Below are 13555 nucleotides of genomic sequence, written 5' to 3'. Positions count from 1 at the left end.
TCAGCGCACCGCCGTGGTCGAGGCGCGCCGCACCGTGACATCGCCATTGGCCGCATAGGCGGCGACGGCAGCGGCCTGCGCGGTCTGGGGGTCCGTGCCGTCGATGATGGCGGCGACCTGCGCTGCATTGGGCGCCCGGTCATAGGTGCCGTAGAGGTCCGTCTGCCCGACCATATGGATCGAAAGCCGGTAGCCGGCGCCGTCCTGCGCCGGATCGAGCGCGAGCAGGGTGCCGCTGTCGTCCATCGGCACGATGATGGGGCCGTCGGCCCGGCCCGCCTGTTGCAGCATCTCGAAGCGGCCGTCGGCGGTCGCGATCGTGCCCCGGACGCAGAGGCTGTCCTGACCGTCGCGGGGGATGCCGACATCGCGCGGCGGGGCGGTTTCGCCGGTCGCGGCGGGGGCAAGGCTGGCCTGCGCGGTGTCGGACGCGGGGCATTGCGCGAAGCGGACGGGGGTGGCCGCGTGAAGTGTGGCGGGATCGTCAACCGCAAGGTTGGCGAGCATGGCGTCGAGCCCGGCGACCACTTCGGCGCGACGCGCGGTCGGTCCCGTCACGCGCAGCTTCACGATCCAGCGCCCGGCATGGACGAAGCCCGCCGCGGTCGTGAGTGCGCCGTCCGCCGCATCGTCATAGACGGCGCGGATGGCGCGGCCCGGCTGGCCGCCCACGGGCGCGCTGGCATAGGCGGTGCGCCGGGTCTTCGATCCGAACCGCGCCATGATCGCCTTGTCTGTCATATAGGCAGCGAGCGCGGCGTCGGCGTAGGTCGGCATATAGACGTAGAGCGTCGCCTGAATCTCGCCGTCTTCGGAGAGATATTGCGCATAATTGTCGATGGCGCGGCCGCCGTTGGAGGCTTCGCCGCTCTTGGCGAGAGACAGGTCGCCTACAGTCTGGGGCAGGACGATTCCGGCGGCGGGCGCACGCAGAGCGGTCGCGGTCGGCGTCCATGCCTCCGGCTCCCCGGCGGCGAGCGCGGGCGTCGTCATGCCGCACAGGCCAGCGGCCAGCAGCGCGACGGAGGCAATTCGGGCGGGCATTCGCATCGGCAACCCTCTCCAGATCCAGACCGTCTTCGCGCGGCCTTGAACGATGGGGAGAGGCTACAGCCAATACCGGCGGACGCAAGCGCCGATTTGGCTATTGCGGATTTTGCGCCGGATGATGGGGAAGGGCGGGATTGAGGACCGCCCAGTCTGGCGCGGCCTCCGTCCATATTTCCATCTGCGGCGCCATGCGCGCGGGGTCATCGAGCGCGCCCGCGCGCACGACGACAAGATGCGGGCGCACCTCCGTTCGGCTGAGCAGCGATGTGCCGCAGGTGGGGCAGAAGCCGCGCTGCATCGCATTGCCGCTGTCCGCCACATCCTCATGCCAGCGGACTTCGCCGGTGAGATGGAGAGCCTCGCGCGGGAAGATGACGTTCACCGTGCCGCCGCCCGCGCTCAGATACTGGCACAGGCGGCACCAGCAGCGGCGCGCGGTGAGGGGGGCAGCGTCGATCGAGAAGCGCACCGCGCCGCACAGGCATCCGCCTTCGTGCGCCATCGTCAGCGGCCCTGCCGGCGCGACATGAAGGCGAGGCGTTCGAACATCATGATATCCTGTTCATTCTTGAGCAGCGCGCCGTGGAGCGGCGGAATCGCCTTGGCGGGATCGCTGTTCTGAAGCACGTCGAGTGGCATATCCTCGTTGAGGAGAAGTTTCAGCCAGTCGAGCAGCTCGGACGTGCTCGGCTTCTTCTTGAGGCCGGGCACTTCGCGGATGTCGTAGAAAATGTCCATCGCGCGCGACAGGAGGATTTTCTGGATGCCGGGGAAGTGGACCTCGACGATCTTCTCCATCGTCTCCCGGTCCGGGAACCTGATATAGTGGAAGAAGCAGCGGCGCAGGAAAGCGTCGGGCAGTTCCTTCTCGTTATTGGAGGTGATGACGACCACCGGCCGCTCGGCCGCCGCGATGGTTTCGCCCGTCTCGTAGACGTGGAAGGCCATGCGGTCGAGTTCCTGGAGCAGGTCGTTGGGAAACTCGATGTCGGCTTTGTCGATCTCGTCGATCAGGAGGACGGGCAGGCGGGGGGAGGTGAACGCCTCCCACAGCTTGCCCTTGCGGATATAGTTGCCGATGTCGTGGACGCGGGGGTCGCCGAGCTGGCCGTCGCGCAGGCGGGCGACGGCGTCATATTCGTAGAGACCCTGATGCGCCTTCGTCGTCGATTTGACGTTCCATTCGATGAGCGGAGCGTCGAGCGCGGCGGCGATTTCCTGCGCCAGCACGGTCTTGCCGGTGCCCGGCTCACCCTTCACCAGAAGCGGGCGGCGCAGCAGCACGGCGGCGTTGACCGCGACCTTCAGGTCGTCGGTGGCGACATAATCCTGCGTGCCTTCAAAACGCATAAGCCCGTTTGCCTCCCGTTGCTGCGTGCAACGCGCCTAGGGCAAAGCGTGGGGAGGGTGCAATCGTTAAAGGCGCGTCAGGCCTGACGGGCGCGCACGTCGGCCCGCGCGGCGAGCAGATCCCACAGGCCGCGATGCTGGTTCAGAAGCTGGCGCGCGCCGAACTGGATCGCGCGGTCGATGCCGTCTTCCCCGCCCACGGCGCGCGCGACATCGAGCGTCGCGGCGCGATCCGGCAGGATGCACGTCTGCGGCTCCACCCCTACGCGAATCGCCGCCATGTCGAGCACATGGCGCACCGCGCGCCAGTCGAGCACCAGCGCCATCGCCGCGCCCATGGCGCAGCCGCGCCGGTCGGACTGGGCCAGCATGTCGAGCGCATGCCGCTGCTGGCTGACCGCCGTTTCGCAATCGGCCTGACCCGCCGTGCTGGGGGCTGGGCCGGCGGCGACCGTCACCTGCGTCAGATAGGAGCGTTCGCGCGCGAAACCGTCTGCCGCCTCGATCAGCCAGTGGCGGGCGGCATTGTCCGCCGAACGGGTCGCCGCATGATCGACGACGCCGGGGTGGCGGCCATGGAGCATGCAGAGATAATAAGCGGCGTCGGCGAGATCGGCGATGGACAAAAGCGCCTGCCGCGACACGCCGGTGCTGGCGCGATTGGCATAGGCGTGCGAGGCCGTGCCATCGGACGCCACCAGCGCTTCCAGGATGCGCGCGATATCGCCGAACTGATAGCGCAGTGCCGCTTCGCTCATGCCAGACCTTCCAAACTGCCCCGCCGGGGCGGGATGGGTGAGGCAAGGCAATAGCGCAGCGGGGTAAACGTCCGGTATACGAACGCAGAAAGGGCGGCCCTGTAAGCCGCCCTTTTCCGTCACGGATGGTTAACGCAGGTTTACCGGCGTTCTTTTTATTGATCGAGGAAGCTGCGCATCTTGCGGCTGCGCGAGGGATGCTTGAGCTTGCGCAGCGCCTTCGCCTCGATCTGCCGGATGCGTTCGCGGGTCACGCTGAACTGCTGGCCCACTTCCTCCAGCGTGTGATCGGTGTTCATGCCGATGCCGAAGCGCATGCGCAGCACGCGCTCCTCGCGCGGGGTAAGGCTGGCGAGCACGCGGGTGACGGTTTCCTTGAGGTTCGCCTGAATTGCCGCGTCCACCGGAATGATCGCGTTCTTATCCTCGATGAAGTCGCCAAGGTGGCTGTCCTCCTCGTCGCCGATCGGCGTTTCGAGCGAGATCGGTTCCTTGGCGATCTTCATCACCTTGCGCACCTTCTCCAGCGGCATGGAGAGACGCTCGGCCATCTCTTCCGGAGTCGGCTCGCGGCCCTGCTCGTGCAGGAATTGGCGGCTGGTGCGGACGAGCTTGTTGATCGTTTCGATCATGTGGACCGGGATGCGGATGGTCCGCGCCTGATCCGCGATCGAGCGGGTAATCGCCTGCCTGATCCACCATGTCGCGTAGGTGCTGAACTTGTAGCCGCGGCGATATTCGAACTTGTCGACCGCCTTCATGAGGCCGATATTGCCTTCCTGAATAAGATCAAGGAATTGCAGGCCGCGGTTCGTATATTTTTTAGCGATGGAAATGACGAGGCGAAGGTTCGCCTCGACCATTTCCTTCTTCGCGATCCGGGCTTCACGCTCGCCCTTCTGCACCATGTTGACGATGCGGCGGAATTCGCTCAGCGACATGCCGGTCGCCTGCGCGATTTCGCTCACCTCGTTGCGGATGCGCTCTACGGCGTTCGCTTCGGCAGCGGCGAAGGCGGACCATTTCTTGTCGAGACCGCCGACCTTGTCGAGCCATGCGTCGTCCAGCTCGTGATTGACGTAGCGGTCGAGGAAGTCCTTGCGGCTGACCTTGTGCCGCTCCGCCAGACGCAGCATCTGCCCGCCCAGTGCGGTCAGGCGGCGGTTATAGGCGTAGAGCTGGTCGACCAGATATTCGATCTTCTGCTGGTGAAACTGGACGCTTTCCACCTCGGCGGTCAGGCTTTCGCGCAGCGCCTGATAATCGTCCTCCGCCTTCTGGCTGAGAGCGTCGCCGTTCGCCATGGCGAGCATGCGCGCTTCCTGCGCCTGCGAGAAGCTGCGGAAGATTTCGGTGATGGTCGCAAACTTCTCCAGCGCCATCGGCTTGAGCGTTTCTTCCATCTGGGCGAGCGAGAGCGTGTTGTCCTCCTCCTCATCCTCCTCGGTGCGGCGGGCGCGGCGTTCGGTCAGGCCGTCCTCATCCTCGTCCGAGTCGGCAGGCTCCTCCTCCGGCTCTTCCTCTTCCTTGAAGCTCGGACCGGCGGTCTTTTCGCTGATCTCGCCATCGTCGTCCTCGGCGCCCTCTTCGAGATTTTCGGGCGCCGGGTCCTTGGACAGCATCGCGTCGAGATCGAGAATCTCGCGGAGCTGCATTTCGCCATTGTTGAGCGCGGTCGACCATTCGATGATCGCGTTGAAGGTCGTCGGGCTTTCGCACAGGCCGAGGATCATCGTGTCGCGGCCCGCTTCGATCCGCTTGGCGATGGCGATTTCGCCCTCGCGGCTCAGCAGTTCGACAGCGCCCATTTCGCGCAGATACATGCGCACCGGATCGTCGGTCCGGTCGACCGTTTCCTTCTTCTTTTCGGTGACGAGCTTCGGGCCGTCGTCGTCCGAACCTTCCTCGGCCGAATCGTCGGTGTCGTCGTCGCGCTGATCGTCGCCGTCCTCGCCGGCTTCCTCATTCTCGACGATGTTCACGCCCATGTCGTTGAGCGCGGACATGACATCCTCGATCTGCTCGGAGGACATCTGGTCCTGCGGCAGGGCGTCGTTCAGTTCGTCATAGGTGATGTAGCCGCGCTTTTTCGCGCGAGCGATCAGCTTCTTGACCGACGCTTCGTTGAGGTCGAGCAGGGGAGCATCGCCGCCATCCTCGCCATCGCCCGCGCCGTTATTCTTGCTGTTCGCCTTGGTCGCCATTACTTCGCCTTGCACTTCGCGATGCCGGTCAGGGCACCGCAATCAAATACCATCTTCGGGCTGCACGAGTTCCGCCAGTCGTCGGTCGTGATCGGCCTTTAGCGCGCGGATGCGCTGCTGCTCAGCGAAATTTTCCTCGCTGAAGTCCTTCTCGAACCGCCTCGTTGCTTCCACCAGCGCCGCTTCCAGCTCCGGTCCCTGCGCCATCACCCGCACAGCTTCCTCCAGATCGCGCGCCACGCGACCGGGATCGGCTGTCATCCTGTGTGGGGTGAGTGAGAACGTGTCGGCCCGGAGCATCCCCTTGGCCCTATTATACACTTCACCTTGGCCCAATATGGTAAGGAGGGCATGCGTTTCAACTGTTTCTTTGCGCAGCGAGCACTCGATCATCGCCCCGAGCAGTTGCGAGAGGACCGGATCCGCGATTCGCAGGGCCGAAAGCGGCTCGCGGTGCGGCGCGATCTGGTCGGGATGGCGCAGCAGACTGGCAAGAACGGCGCTCAGCAATCTTTGTTCCAGCCCGCTCACGCCGATCGCCCGCGCTTCGGTGCCCGCGGGCGGGAGGGGCGGTTTCCAGTTGCCGCGCCGGTCGCGCTGCCAGCGCGGCGCGGAGTTGCCCCCCGTGCCGCGCGGCTGGGCGTTCTGGCTGTCCCGCCGCGCGAAGAACAGGGCGTCGTAACGCTCGCGAAACTCATGGGCATAGTGGGCACGCACATCGGGGTGCTGGATCGAATCGGACAGGGCGCGCAGCCGCTGTTTGAGTGCGGCTTTCTGCTCGGGCGTGTCGAGCGGGGCGGCTGCTATCTCATGGCTCCACAAGCGCTCGACCAGCGACTGCGCCTTGTCCAGCACCGCGTCCATCGCAGCGGGGCCGCTGTCGCGGAGGAGATCGTCAGGGTCTTGCCCCGCCGGAAGCGTCGCGAAGCAGAGGCTGTGGCCGGGCCGCAGCAGTGGAAGGGCGCGGGCGGCGGCGCGGATCGCGGCCTTCTGCCCCGCGCTGTCGCCGTCGAAGCAGAGGATGGGCACCTCCACCATCTTCCAGAGGCGCTCGATCTGGTGCTCGGTGAGTGCGGTGCCCAGCGGCGCGACGGCATCGGCAAAGCCCGCCTGCGCCAGCGCGATCACGTCCATATAGCCTTCGACGACGATGATGCGCCCGGTCTGGCGGCTGGCCGGGGAAGCGCGGTCGATATTGTAAAGCGTGCGCCCCTTATCGAAAAGGGGGGTGTCGGGCGAGTTCAGATATTTGGGTTCGCCGGTCCCGAGAATGCGCCCGCCAAAGGCAATCACCCGCCCGCGAATGTCGCGGATCGGCAGCATGAGGCGGCCGCGGAAGCGGTCGTAGCTTTCGCGTTTTCTTTTGCTTTCGCCATCCGGCTCGGCGCCATCCGGCTCGATGAGCAACCCTGCCTCGATCAGCATCGGGTCGCCAAATTCCCTGAGCGCGGTCTTCAGCTTTCCGCGCGAGTCGGGCGCGAAGCCGAAACCAAAAGCCCGGCGCGTGGCCTCGCTGATGCCGCGTTTGTTCAGATAGGCGCGCGCCTCCGCGCCTTCGATGGAGTCGAGTTGCGCGACGAAGAAATCCTGCGCCGCCGCCATCACGTCATGCAGCCCCTTCGCCTGTTCGGCCCGTTTCGCGGCGCGCGGGTCGGGGGCGGGGACATCCATTCCGGCGGTGGCGGCCAGTTCCTTCACCGCCTCCATGAAGGGCAGGCCGCGATGATCGGTCATCCAGCGGATCGCGTCGCCATGCGCGCCGCAGCCGAAACAATGGTAGAAGCCCTTTTCGTCGTTGATTGTGAAGCTGGGCGTCTTTTCGTTATGGAACGGGCAGCAGGCCTTATGTTCGCGACCCGCCTTCTGCACCTTCACCGTCCGGCCTATCAGCGTCGACAGCGACGTGCGGGCGCGCAGTTCGTCGAGAAATTGCGGGGTGAGGGTCATGAGGCTCCGCCGGCCATACTCCCCTCCCGCTTGTGGGAGGGGTCGGGGGAGGGCATGTCCGCTATCACCCGTTCGATTTCACTGATAACGCCTTCGATGTTGCCCAAGACATCATGGTTCCAGAAGCGGATCACGCGAAAACCTTGGGCCTCGATATAATTGGTCCGTTCTGCATCGGCATCCTCGTTGTGCTGGCCACCGTCGATTTCCATTACGAGTCTGTTCGAACGTGCCACAAAATCGCAAATGAAGGGGCCGATCGGCACTTGGCGATTGAACCGGATGCCAGCGACCTTCCGGGCACTGATCGCCCGCCACAATGTTCGTTCGGCTTCCGTCGCATTGTGGCGCAGGGCGCGCGCTTTTGCTGTAGGGCGGGCGTAGCCTTTATCCATCGGTGCCGAACATGCCCTCCCCTGACCCCTCCCGCAAGCGGGAGGGGAATAGGTGAAGCGCCCTATGAAAGGGCCGCCTTCACCAGGCCGCTTGCCTTGCTCATGTCGATGACGCTGCCGTGGCGTTCTTTCAGCACGGCCATCACCCGGCCCATATCCTTGACGCTCTCCGCGCCGACTTCCGCCTTGATGCCTTCGATCGTGGCCTTCGTTTCGTCCTCGGTCATCTGGGCCGGGAGGAAGCTCTCTATCACGTCCAGTTCGGCCTGTTCCTTCGCCGCCAGTTCCTCGCGACCGCCGCTTTTGAACATGTCGATCGATTCGCGGCGCTGCTTCACCATCTTCTGCAGCACCTCCACGACCACGGCGTCGTCGTCCGGCACGCTCGACGCGGTGCGCAGTTCGATGTCGCGGTCCTTCAGTTTGGCGAGGATCAGGCGCACCGCGGCAAGGCGTTCCTTGTCGCCCGCCTTCATCGATTCGATCTGGGCGCTCTTGATGGTGTCGCGAATCATGGCGAGCTAATCCTGTGTCTTGCGGAAAGAAGCAGATATAGCGGCAAAAGAGATTTTTAACAGACGTTGACCTTGTGGGGCCACGCGCCTACCTGACCGGCCGTTTAACCCGCATCAGACGGGTTCCCGCAAAAGCATAAGAAGGAACCGCAGACCATGGCTGACGCCAAGACCCTCATTGTGCCCAAAGGAGCGACAGGGGTCGTGGTTTTTGCCGATGGCAGCGCGGTTTTCGGGCGCGGATTCGGCGCGGTCGGCGAAGCGGTGGGCGAACTCTGCTTCAACACGTCCATCACCGGCTATCAGGAGATCATGACCGATCCGTCCTACGCCGGGCAGATCATCAACTTCACCTTCCCCCATATCGGCAATGTCGGCACGAACCTCGACGATGTGGAGGCCGATAATCCTTATGCGCTCGGCTGCATCGTGCGGCAGGACGTGACCGCGCCCAGCAATTTCCGCAATGTCGAACCTTTCGACCAGTGGATGCGGGTCAATGGGCGGATCGGCGTGGCGGGCGTGGATACGCGGGCGCTGACCCGGCTCATCCGGGTGAAGGGCGCGCCCAATGTGGTGATCGCTTACGATCCCGAGGGCAGTTTCGACATTGAGGCTCTGGCGGCGAAGGCGGCTGGCTGGCCGGGGCTGGAGGGGATGGACCTCGCCATCGAAGTCACCGGCAAGGAAAGCCGCCTGTGGAAAGACGGCGTGTGGCGGCTGGGCTTTGGCTATGGGGCAGGGGAGGCGACCGACGACCGCCCCCATGTCGTCGCCATCGACTATGGCGCAAAGAACAATATCTTCCGCAACCTTGTGAAGGCCGGCGCGCGCGTCACCGTGCTGCCCGCCACCGCCACCTATGAGCAGGTGATGGAGCAGAAGCCCGACGGCGTGTTTCTCTCTAACGGCCCCGGCGATCCCGCCGCGACCGGCGCCTATGCCGTGCCGGTGATCGCCGCGCTGCTGACCGAGAATGTGCCGGTGTTCGGCATCTGTCTGGGGCACCAGCTTCTCGGGCTGGCCGTGGGCGCGAAGACGATCAAGATGCATCAGGGCCACAGAGGCGCGAACCACCCGGTCAAGCGCCTGTCGGACGGGTTGGTCGAGATCACGTCGATGAACCACGGCTTCGCGGTCGACGCCGACACGCTGCCCGATAACGTGCGCGCCACCCATGTGTCGCTCTTCGACGGCAGCAATTGCGGCATCGAACTGACGGATAAAAACGCTTTCTCGGTCCAATACCACCCCGAAGCCTCGCCGGGTCCGCAGGACAGCTTCTACCTGTTCAAGCGGTTCGTCGATGGCATCAAAGGTTCAGTCGCCGCGTGAGCCAGAACCTGCCCCCCGTCGACGAAGCGCGCCTCGCCGCTGAGTGGGAGGCGGACCGTGAGGTTCTCGCCAACCTCGCCGCCAACGGCGACGTCGCGCGCATGGCCCGGCCCGTGGACGTCAGCTTCCGGGGCAGCGAGCAGGATTTCGAGCGCGTTCTGACCATCGCCAGCCAGTTCGGCTTTGTCGAACTGGACCGGGAGGAAGATGAGGATGGCGACCTGTTCCTATTCCTCGAATGCGTGCAGCCGGTCGATGAAGCCTCGATCCGTGCGCTGACGAAAAAGTGCCTCCAGATCGAAATCCTCTGCGGCGTCGAATATGACGGCTGGGGCTGCGAAGCGCAGGCGGGGGGCGTGCATTGATGATCGACCTAAGGAGGGACTGAGCAATGGCTACGGTGCGCGACTTCACAGTTGAACATCTGGATAATGCTCGGCCTCATGAAGAGGTCGAAACTATCGTGCGGCTGGTTGATTGCGGCCGAGAAAGGCTGATCCAGATCGACACCTACGGCCGGCCCGGTCGAGAGATGCCTGGCAAAGTTTCGCAGACAATTCGCTTAGATAAAGCCGCTTTTGAAAAGCTGGTGCAGATCGGGAAAAGCCACTTCTGATGCCTAAAAGAACCGACATCTCCTCCATCCTCATCATTGGCGCGGGGCCGATCATCATCGGTCAGGCGTGCGAGTTCGATTATTCGGGCACGCAGGCGGTGAAGGCGCTCAAGGAAGAGGGCTATCGCATCATCCTGGTCAATTCCAACCCGGCCACGATCATGACCGACCCGGAATTTGCCGACGCGACCTATGTCGAGCCGATCACGCCCGAAATCGTGGCGAAGATCATCGAGAAGGAGCGGCCGGACGCGGTGCTCCCCACGATGGGCGGGCAGACGGCGCTTAACACCGCGCTCGCGCTGTTCAACGACGGCACGCTGGAGAAGTTCGGCGTCAAGATGATCGGCGCGGATGCCGAGGCCATCGACAAGGCGGAGGATCGCCTCAAGTTCCGCGACGCGATGGACAAGATCGGGCTGGAGTCTGCCCGCTCGCGCATCGCGCACACGATGGAAGAGGCGCTCGACGCGCTGGAGTTTACCGGCCTTCCCTCGATCATCCGGCCGAGCTTCACGCTGGGCGGGACTGGCGGCGGCGTCGCCTACAACCGGGAAGAGTTCAGGCGGATCGTCGCCGAAGGGCTGGACGCATCCCCCACCACCGAAGTGCTGATCGAGGAATCGCTGCTCGGCTGGAAAGAATATGAGATGGAGGTCGTGCGGGACCGCAACGACAACTGCATCATCATCTGCTCCATCGAGAATGTCGATCCGATGGGCGTCCATACGGGCGATTCCATCACTGTCGCGCCCGCGCTGACGCTGACCGACAAGGAATATCAGATCATGCGCAACGCATCCATTGCGGTGCTGCGTGAAATCGGTGTAGAAACAGGCGGTTCCAACGTGCAGTTCGCGGTCAATCCGAAGGACGGCCGCCTGATCGTGATCGAGATGAACCCGCGCGTATCGCGCTCCTCGGCGCTGGCGTCGAAGGCGACCGGCTTCCCCATCGCCAAGGTCGCGGCGAAGCTGGCGGTCGGCTACACGCTCGATGAGATCGAGAATGACATCACCGGCGCGACCCCCGCGTCGTTCGAGCCGACCATCGACTATGTCGTGACCAAGATCCCGCGCTTCGCCTTCGAAAAGTTCAAGGGGTCCGAGCCTCTGCTCGGCACCGCGATGAAGTCGGTGGGCGAGGTGATGGCCATCGGCCGCAACATCCACGAATCGATGCAGAAGGCGCTGCGTGGCCTGGAGACCGGCCTGTCCGGCTTCAACAATGTCGAGCATCTGGAAGGCGCGGCCAAGGACGACATCGTCGCCGCGCTCGCCCAGCCGACGCCCGACCGGCTGCTGATCGCGGCGCAGGCGCTCCGTGAAGGCCTGAGCGTCGCGGAGATCCACGCGATTGCGAAGTTCGACCCGTGGTTCCTCGACCGCCTCAAGGAAATCGTTGAGGCCGAAGCCGAAGTGCTGGAGCATGGCCTGCCGCAGGATGCCGATGGGATGCGGCGGCTCAAGTCCATGGGCTTTTCCGACAAGCGGCTGGCCTATCTCGCGCTCAAGTCCGCCAATCTGCGGGGCATGGAGCGGGGCATCGCGCGCGGATCGGGTCTGATCCACGAAACGGTGAAGGCGATGACCGGCGGCGTCACCGAAGACGAAGTGCGCGCGCTGCGCCACAGGCTCGGCGTCCGGCCCGTCTTCAAGCGCATCGACACCTGCGCCGCCGAGTTCGAGGCGAAGACGCCCTATATGTATTCGACCTACGAAGCGCCGCTGTTCGGCGAGGCGGAGAATGAGGCGCAGCCGTCCGACCGCAAAAAGGTCGTCATTCTGGGCGGCGGTCCCAACCGGATCGGGCAGGGGATCGAGTTCGACTATTGCTGCGTCCACGCCTGCTTCGCGCTGGCCGACGCGGGCTATGAGACGATCATGGTCAACTGCAATCCGGAAACGGTGTCGACCGACTATGACACGTCCGACCGCCTCTATTTCGAGCCGCTGACGGCGGAGGATGTGCTGGAAATCCTGAGCGTCGAGATGTCGGCGGGGACGCTGGCGGGCGTCATCGTGCAGTTCGGCGGGCAGACGCCGCTGAAGCTGGCGCAGGCGCTGGAGGATGCGGGCGTGCCGATCCTGGGCACTTCGCCCGACGCCATCGACCTTGCCGAAGACCGCGAGCGGTTCGCAGCGCTGATCGACCGGCTCAAGCTGCGTCAGCCCGCCAACGGCATCGCCCGTAGCCGGGAAGAGGCGATCGCCGTCGCCAACCGCATCGGCTATCCCGTCCTCATGCGCCCGTCCTATGTGCTGGGCGGCCGCGCGATGGAGATTGTCGACGGTCAGGCGCAACTGGAGGAATATATCGCGACCGCCGTTCAGGTGTCGGGCGACTCGCCGGTCCTGATCGACCAGTATCTGCGCGACGCCGTCGAAGTGGACGTCGATGCGCTGTGCGATGGCGACGATGTGGTGGTGGCGGGCGTGCTCCAGCATATCGAGGAAGCCGGGGTCCATTCGGGCGACAGCGCCTGCTCCCTGCCGCCCTACAGCCTGTCGGTGGAGGTCATCGCGGAAATCGAACGGCAGGCCGATGTGCTGGCTCGCGCTCTCTCCGTCCGCGGCCTCATGAACATCCAGTTCGCGGTCAAGGACGAGACGGTCTACCTGATCGAGGTCAATCCGCGCGCCAGCCGGACCGTGCCCTTCGTCGCCAAGGCCATCGGCACGCCCATCGCCAAGATCGCGAGCTGGGTGATGGCGGGCGAGAAGCTGAAAGACCTGCCAAAGATCGACCGCAACGCCATCGACCATATCGCGGTCAAGGAAGCCGTCTTCCCCTTCGCGCGCTTCCCCGGCGTCGACCCGGTGCTCTCACCGGAAATGAAGAGCACGGGCGAAGTCATGGGAATCGATAGCGATTTCGCGACCGCTTTCGCCAAGGCGCAGATCGGTGCGGGCACCGTCCTGCCCAAGGAAGGCACCGTGTTCGTGTCCGTCAAGGACAGCGACAAGCCCGTCATCCTGCCCGCCGTGCAGAAGCTGTCCGCGATGGGCTTCACCATCATCGCGACCGGCGGCACGGCCAAATATCTGGAGGAACACGGGATCGCGGTCGAGCGCGTGAACAAGGTCGCCGAAGGCCGTCCGCATATCGTGGACCGGATCACCGATGGCGACGTGCAGTTGATCTTCAACACGACCGAGGGCTGGCAGTCGCTCAAGGACAGCAAGGCGATCCGCACGTCCGCGCTGCGGGCCAAGATTGCGAGCTTCACCACGGCGGCGGCGAGCGTCGCGGCGGCGGACGCCATCGAGGCGCTGCGGGGACGCGCCCTTGAAGTGCGGGCGCTCCAGTCCTATTATCCCCTGTCGCACGCTTGATCCCCTGCACAGGAATGAGGTTGCGGGGCGGCTCTGCCCACAGAGCCGCC

At 64.6% G+C, this 13555-nt stretch carries 12 protein-coding genes; 4 read left to right on the top strand and 8 right to left on the bottom strand.

Annotated elements, in window-relative coordinates:
- From SAMIE_RS08430 to SAMIE_RS08395, 8 genes are all read right to left on the bottom strand, one after another.
- Nucleotides 1-1044 carry a hypothetical protein gene (locus SAMIE_RS08430; protein ID WP_066697498.1) on the bottom strand — a complete coding sequence of 348 codons (1044 nt, stop codon included), beginning with the start codon at nucleotides 1042-1044 and terminating at the stop codon, nucleotides 1-3.
- 100 nt (nucleotides 1045-1144) lie between these two features.
- A complete protein-coding gene (locus tag SAMIE_RS08425; protein ID WP_066697495.1) occupies nucleotides 1145-1552 on the bottom strand; it encodes a GFA family protein in 408 nt (135 codons plus the stop codon).
- Between the two features lie 2 nt (nucleotides 1553-1554).
- Nucleotides 1555-2400, bottom strand: a complete 846-nt coding sequence (locus SAMIE_RS08420) for an AAA family ATPase (RefSeq protein ID WP_066697492.1) — start codon at nucleotides 2398-2400, stop codon at nucleotides 1555-1557.
- Nucleotides 2401-2477: 77 nt separating this feature from the next.
- Nucleotides 2478-3158, bottom strand: coding sequence for a DUF6975 family protein (locus SAMIE_RS08415; RefSeq protein WP_066697488.1), 681 nt, complete (start codon nucleotides 3156-3158; stop codon nucleotides 2478-2480).
- Nucleotides 3159-3313: 155 nt separating this feature from the next.
- On the bottom strand, nucleotides 3314-5362 hold the full coding sequence (gene rpoD, locus SAMIE_RS08410; RefSeq protein WP_066697485.1) for an RNA polymerase sigma factor RpoD: 2049 nt from the start codon (nucleotides 5360-5362) through the stop codon (nucleotides 3314-3316).
- Nucleotides 5363-5404: 42 nt separating this feature from the next.
- Nucleotides 5405-7309, bottom strand: a complete 1905-nt coding sequence (dnaG, locus tag SAMIE_RS08405) for a DNA primase (RefSeq protein ID WP_066697483.1) — start codon at nucleotides 7307-7309, stop codon at nucleotides 5405-5407.
- Nucleotides 7306-7704, bottom strand: coding sequence for an endonuclease domain-containing protein (locus tag SAMIE_RS08400; RefSeq protein WP_066697481.1), 399 nt, complete (start codon nucleotides 7702-7704; stop codon nucleotides 7306-7308). The genes dnaG and SAMIE_RS08400 overlap by 4 nt, the downstream gene beginning before the upstream one ends.
- A gap of 62 nt (nucleotides 7705-7766) precedes the next feature.
- A complete protein-coding gene (locus SAMIE_RS08395; RefSeq protein WP_066697477.1) occupies nucleotides 7767-8219 on the bottom strand; it encodes a GatB/YqeY domain-containing protein in 453 nt (150 codons plus the stop codon).
- Between the two features lie 156 nt (nucleotides 8220-8375).
- Here SAMIE_RS08395 and carA point away from each other — a divergent pair, with 156 nt between their 5' ends.
- Genes carA through carB form a run of 4 tightly spaced genes read left to right on the top strand, consistent with a single transcriptional unit; the run spans nucleotide 8376 to nucleotide 13505 of the window.
- Complete coding sequence (gene carA / locus SAMIE_RS08390) at nucleotides 8376-9554, top strand: glutamine-hydrolyzing carbamoyl-phosphate synthase small subunit (RefSeq protein ID WP_066697474.1); 1179 nt, start codon at nucleotides 8376-8378, stop codon at nucleotides 9552-9554.
- Nucleotides 9551-9919: a ribonuclease E inhibitor RraB gene (locus tag SAMIE_RS08385; protein ID WP_066697468.1), complete on the top strand. Its 369-nt coding sequence runs from the start codon at nucleotides 9551-9553 to the stop codon at nucleotides 9917-9919. Before carA ends, SAMIE_RS08385 begins: the two co-directional genes overlap by 4 nt.
- 26 nt (nucleotides 9920-9945) lie before the next feature.
- Complete coding sequence (locus SAMIE_RS08380; protein ID WP_066697465.1) at nucleotides 9946-10170, top strand: hypothetical protein; 225 nt, start codon at nucleotides 9946-9948, stop codon at nucleotides 10168-10170.
- Nucleotides 10170-13505, top strand: coding sequence for a carbamoyl-phosphate synthase large subunit (carB, locus tag SAMIE_RS08375; RefSeq protein ID WP_066697460.1), 3336 nt, complete (start codon nucleotides 10170-10172; stop codon nucleotides 13503-13505). Before SAMIE_RS08380 ends, carB begins: the two co-directional genes overlap by 1 nt.
- Nucleotides 13506-13555: the final 50 nt, after the last annotated feature.

The sequence above is a fragment of the Sphingobium amiense genome, assembly GCF_003967075.1.
GTDB classification, from domain to species: domain Bacteria; phylum Pseudomonadota; class Alphaproteobacteria; order Sphingomonadales; family Sphingomonadaceae; genus Sphingobium; species Sphingobium amiense.
The sequence above is the reverse complement of the archived record's forward strand: the minus strand, read 5'-3'. Positions and strand labels throughout refer to the sequence as shown.

Bases quoted from the DNA above. Each gene is read 5' to 3' on its own strand.
- carA (WP_066697474.1), top strand. From the start codon at position 8,376: ATGGCTGACGCCAAGACCCTCATTGTGCCCAAAGGAGCGACAGGGGTC.
- SAMIE_RS08380 (WP_066697465.1), top strand. From the start codon at position 9,946: ATGGCTACGGTGCGCGACTTCACAGTTGAACATCTGGATAATGCTCGG.
- SAMIE_RS08395 (WP_066697477.1), bottom strand. From the start codon at position 8,219: ATGATTCGCGACACCATCAAGAGCGCCCAGATCGAATCGATGAAGGCG.
- SAMIE_RS08430 (WP_066697498.1), bottom strand. From the start codon at position 1,044: ATGCCCGCCCGAATTGCCTCCGTCGCGCTGCTGGCCGCTGGCCTGTGC.
- SAMIE_RS08415 (WP_066697488.1), bottom strand. From the start codon at position 3,158: ATGAGCGAAGCGGCACTGCGCTATCAGTTCGGCGATATCGCGCGCATC.
- SAMIE_RS08420 (WP_066697492.1), bottom strand. From the start codon at position 2,400: ATGCGTTTTGAAGGCACGCAGGATTATGTCGCCACCGACGACCTGAAG.
- SAMIE_RS08400 (WP_066697481.1), bottom strand. From the start codon at position 7,704: ATGGATAAAGGCTACGCCCGCCCTACAGCAAAAGCGCGCGCCCTGCGC.
- dnaG (WP_066697483.1), bottom strand. From the start codon at position 7,309: ATGACCCTCACCCCGCAATTTCTCGACGAACTGCGCGCCCGCACGTCG.
- rpoD (WP_066697485.1), bottom strand. From the start codon at position 5,362: ATGGCGACCAAGGCGAACAGCAAGAATAACGGCGCGGGCGATGGCGAG.
- carB (WP_066697460.1), top strand. From the start codon at position 10,170: ATGCCTAAAAGAACCGACATCTCCTCCATCCTCATCATTGGCGCGGGG.
- SAMIE_RS08425 (WP_066697495.1), bottom strand. From the start codon at position 1,552: ATGGCGCACGAAGGCGGATGCCTGTGCGGCGCGGTGCGCTTCTCGATC.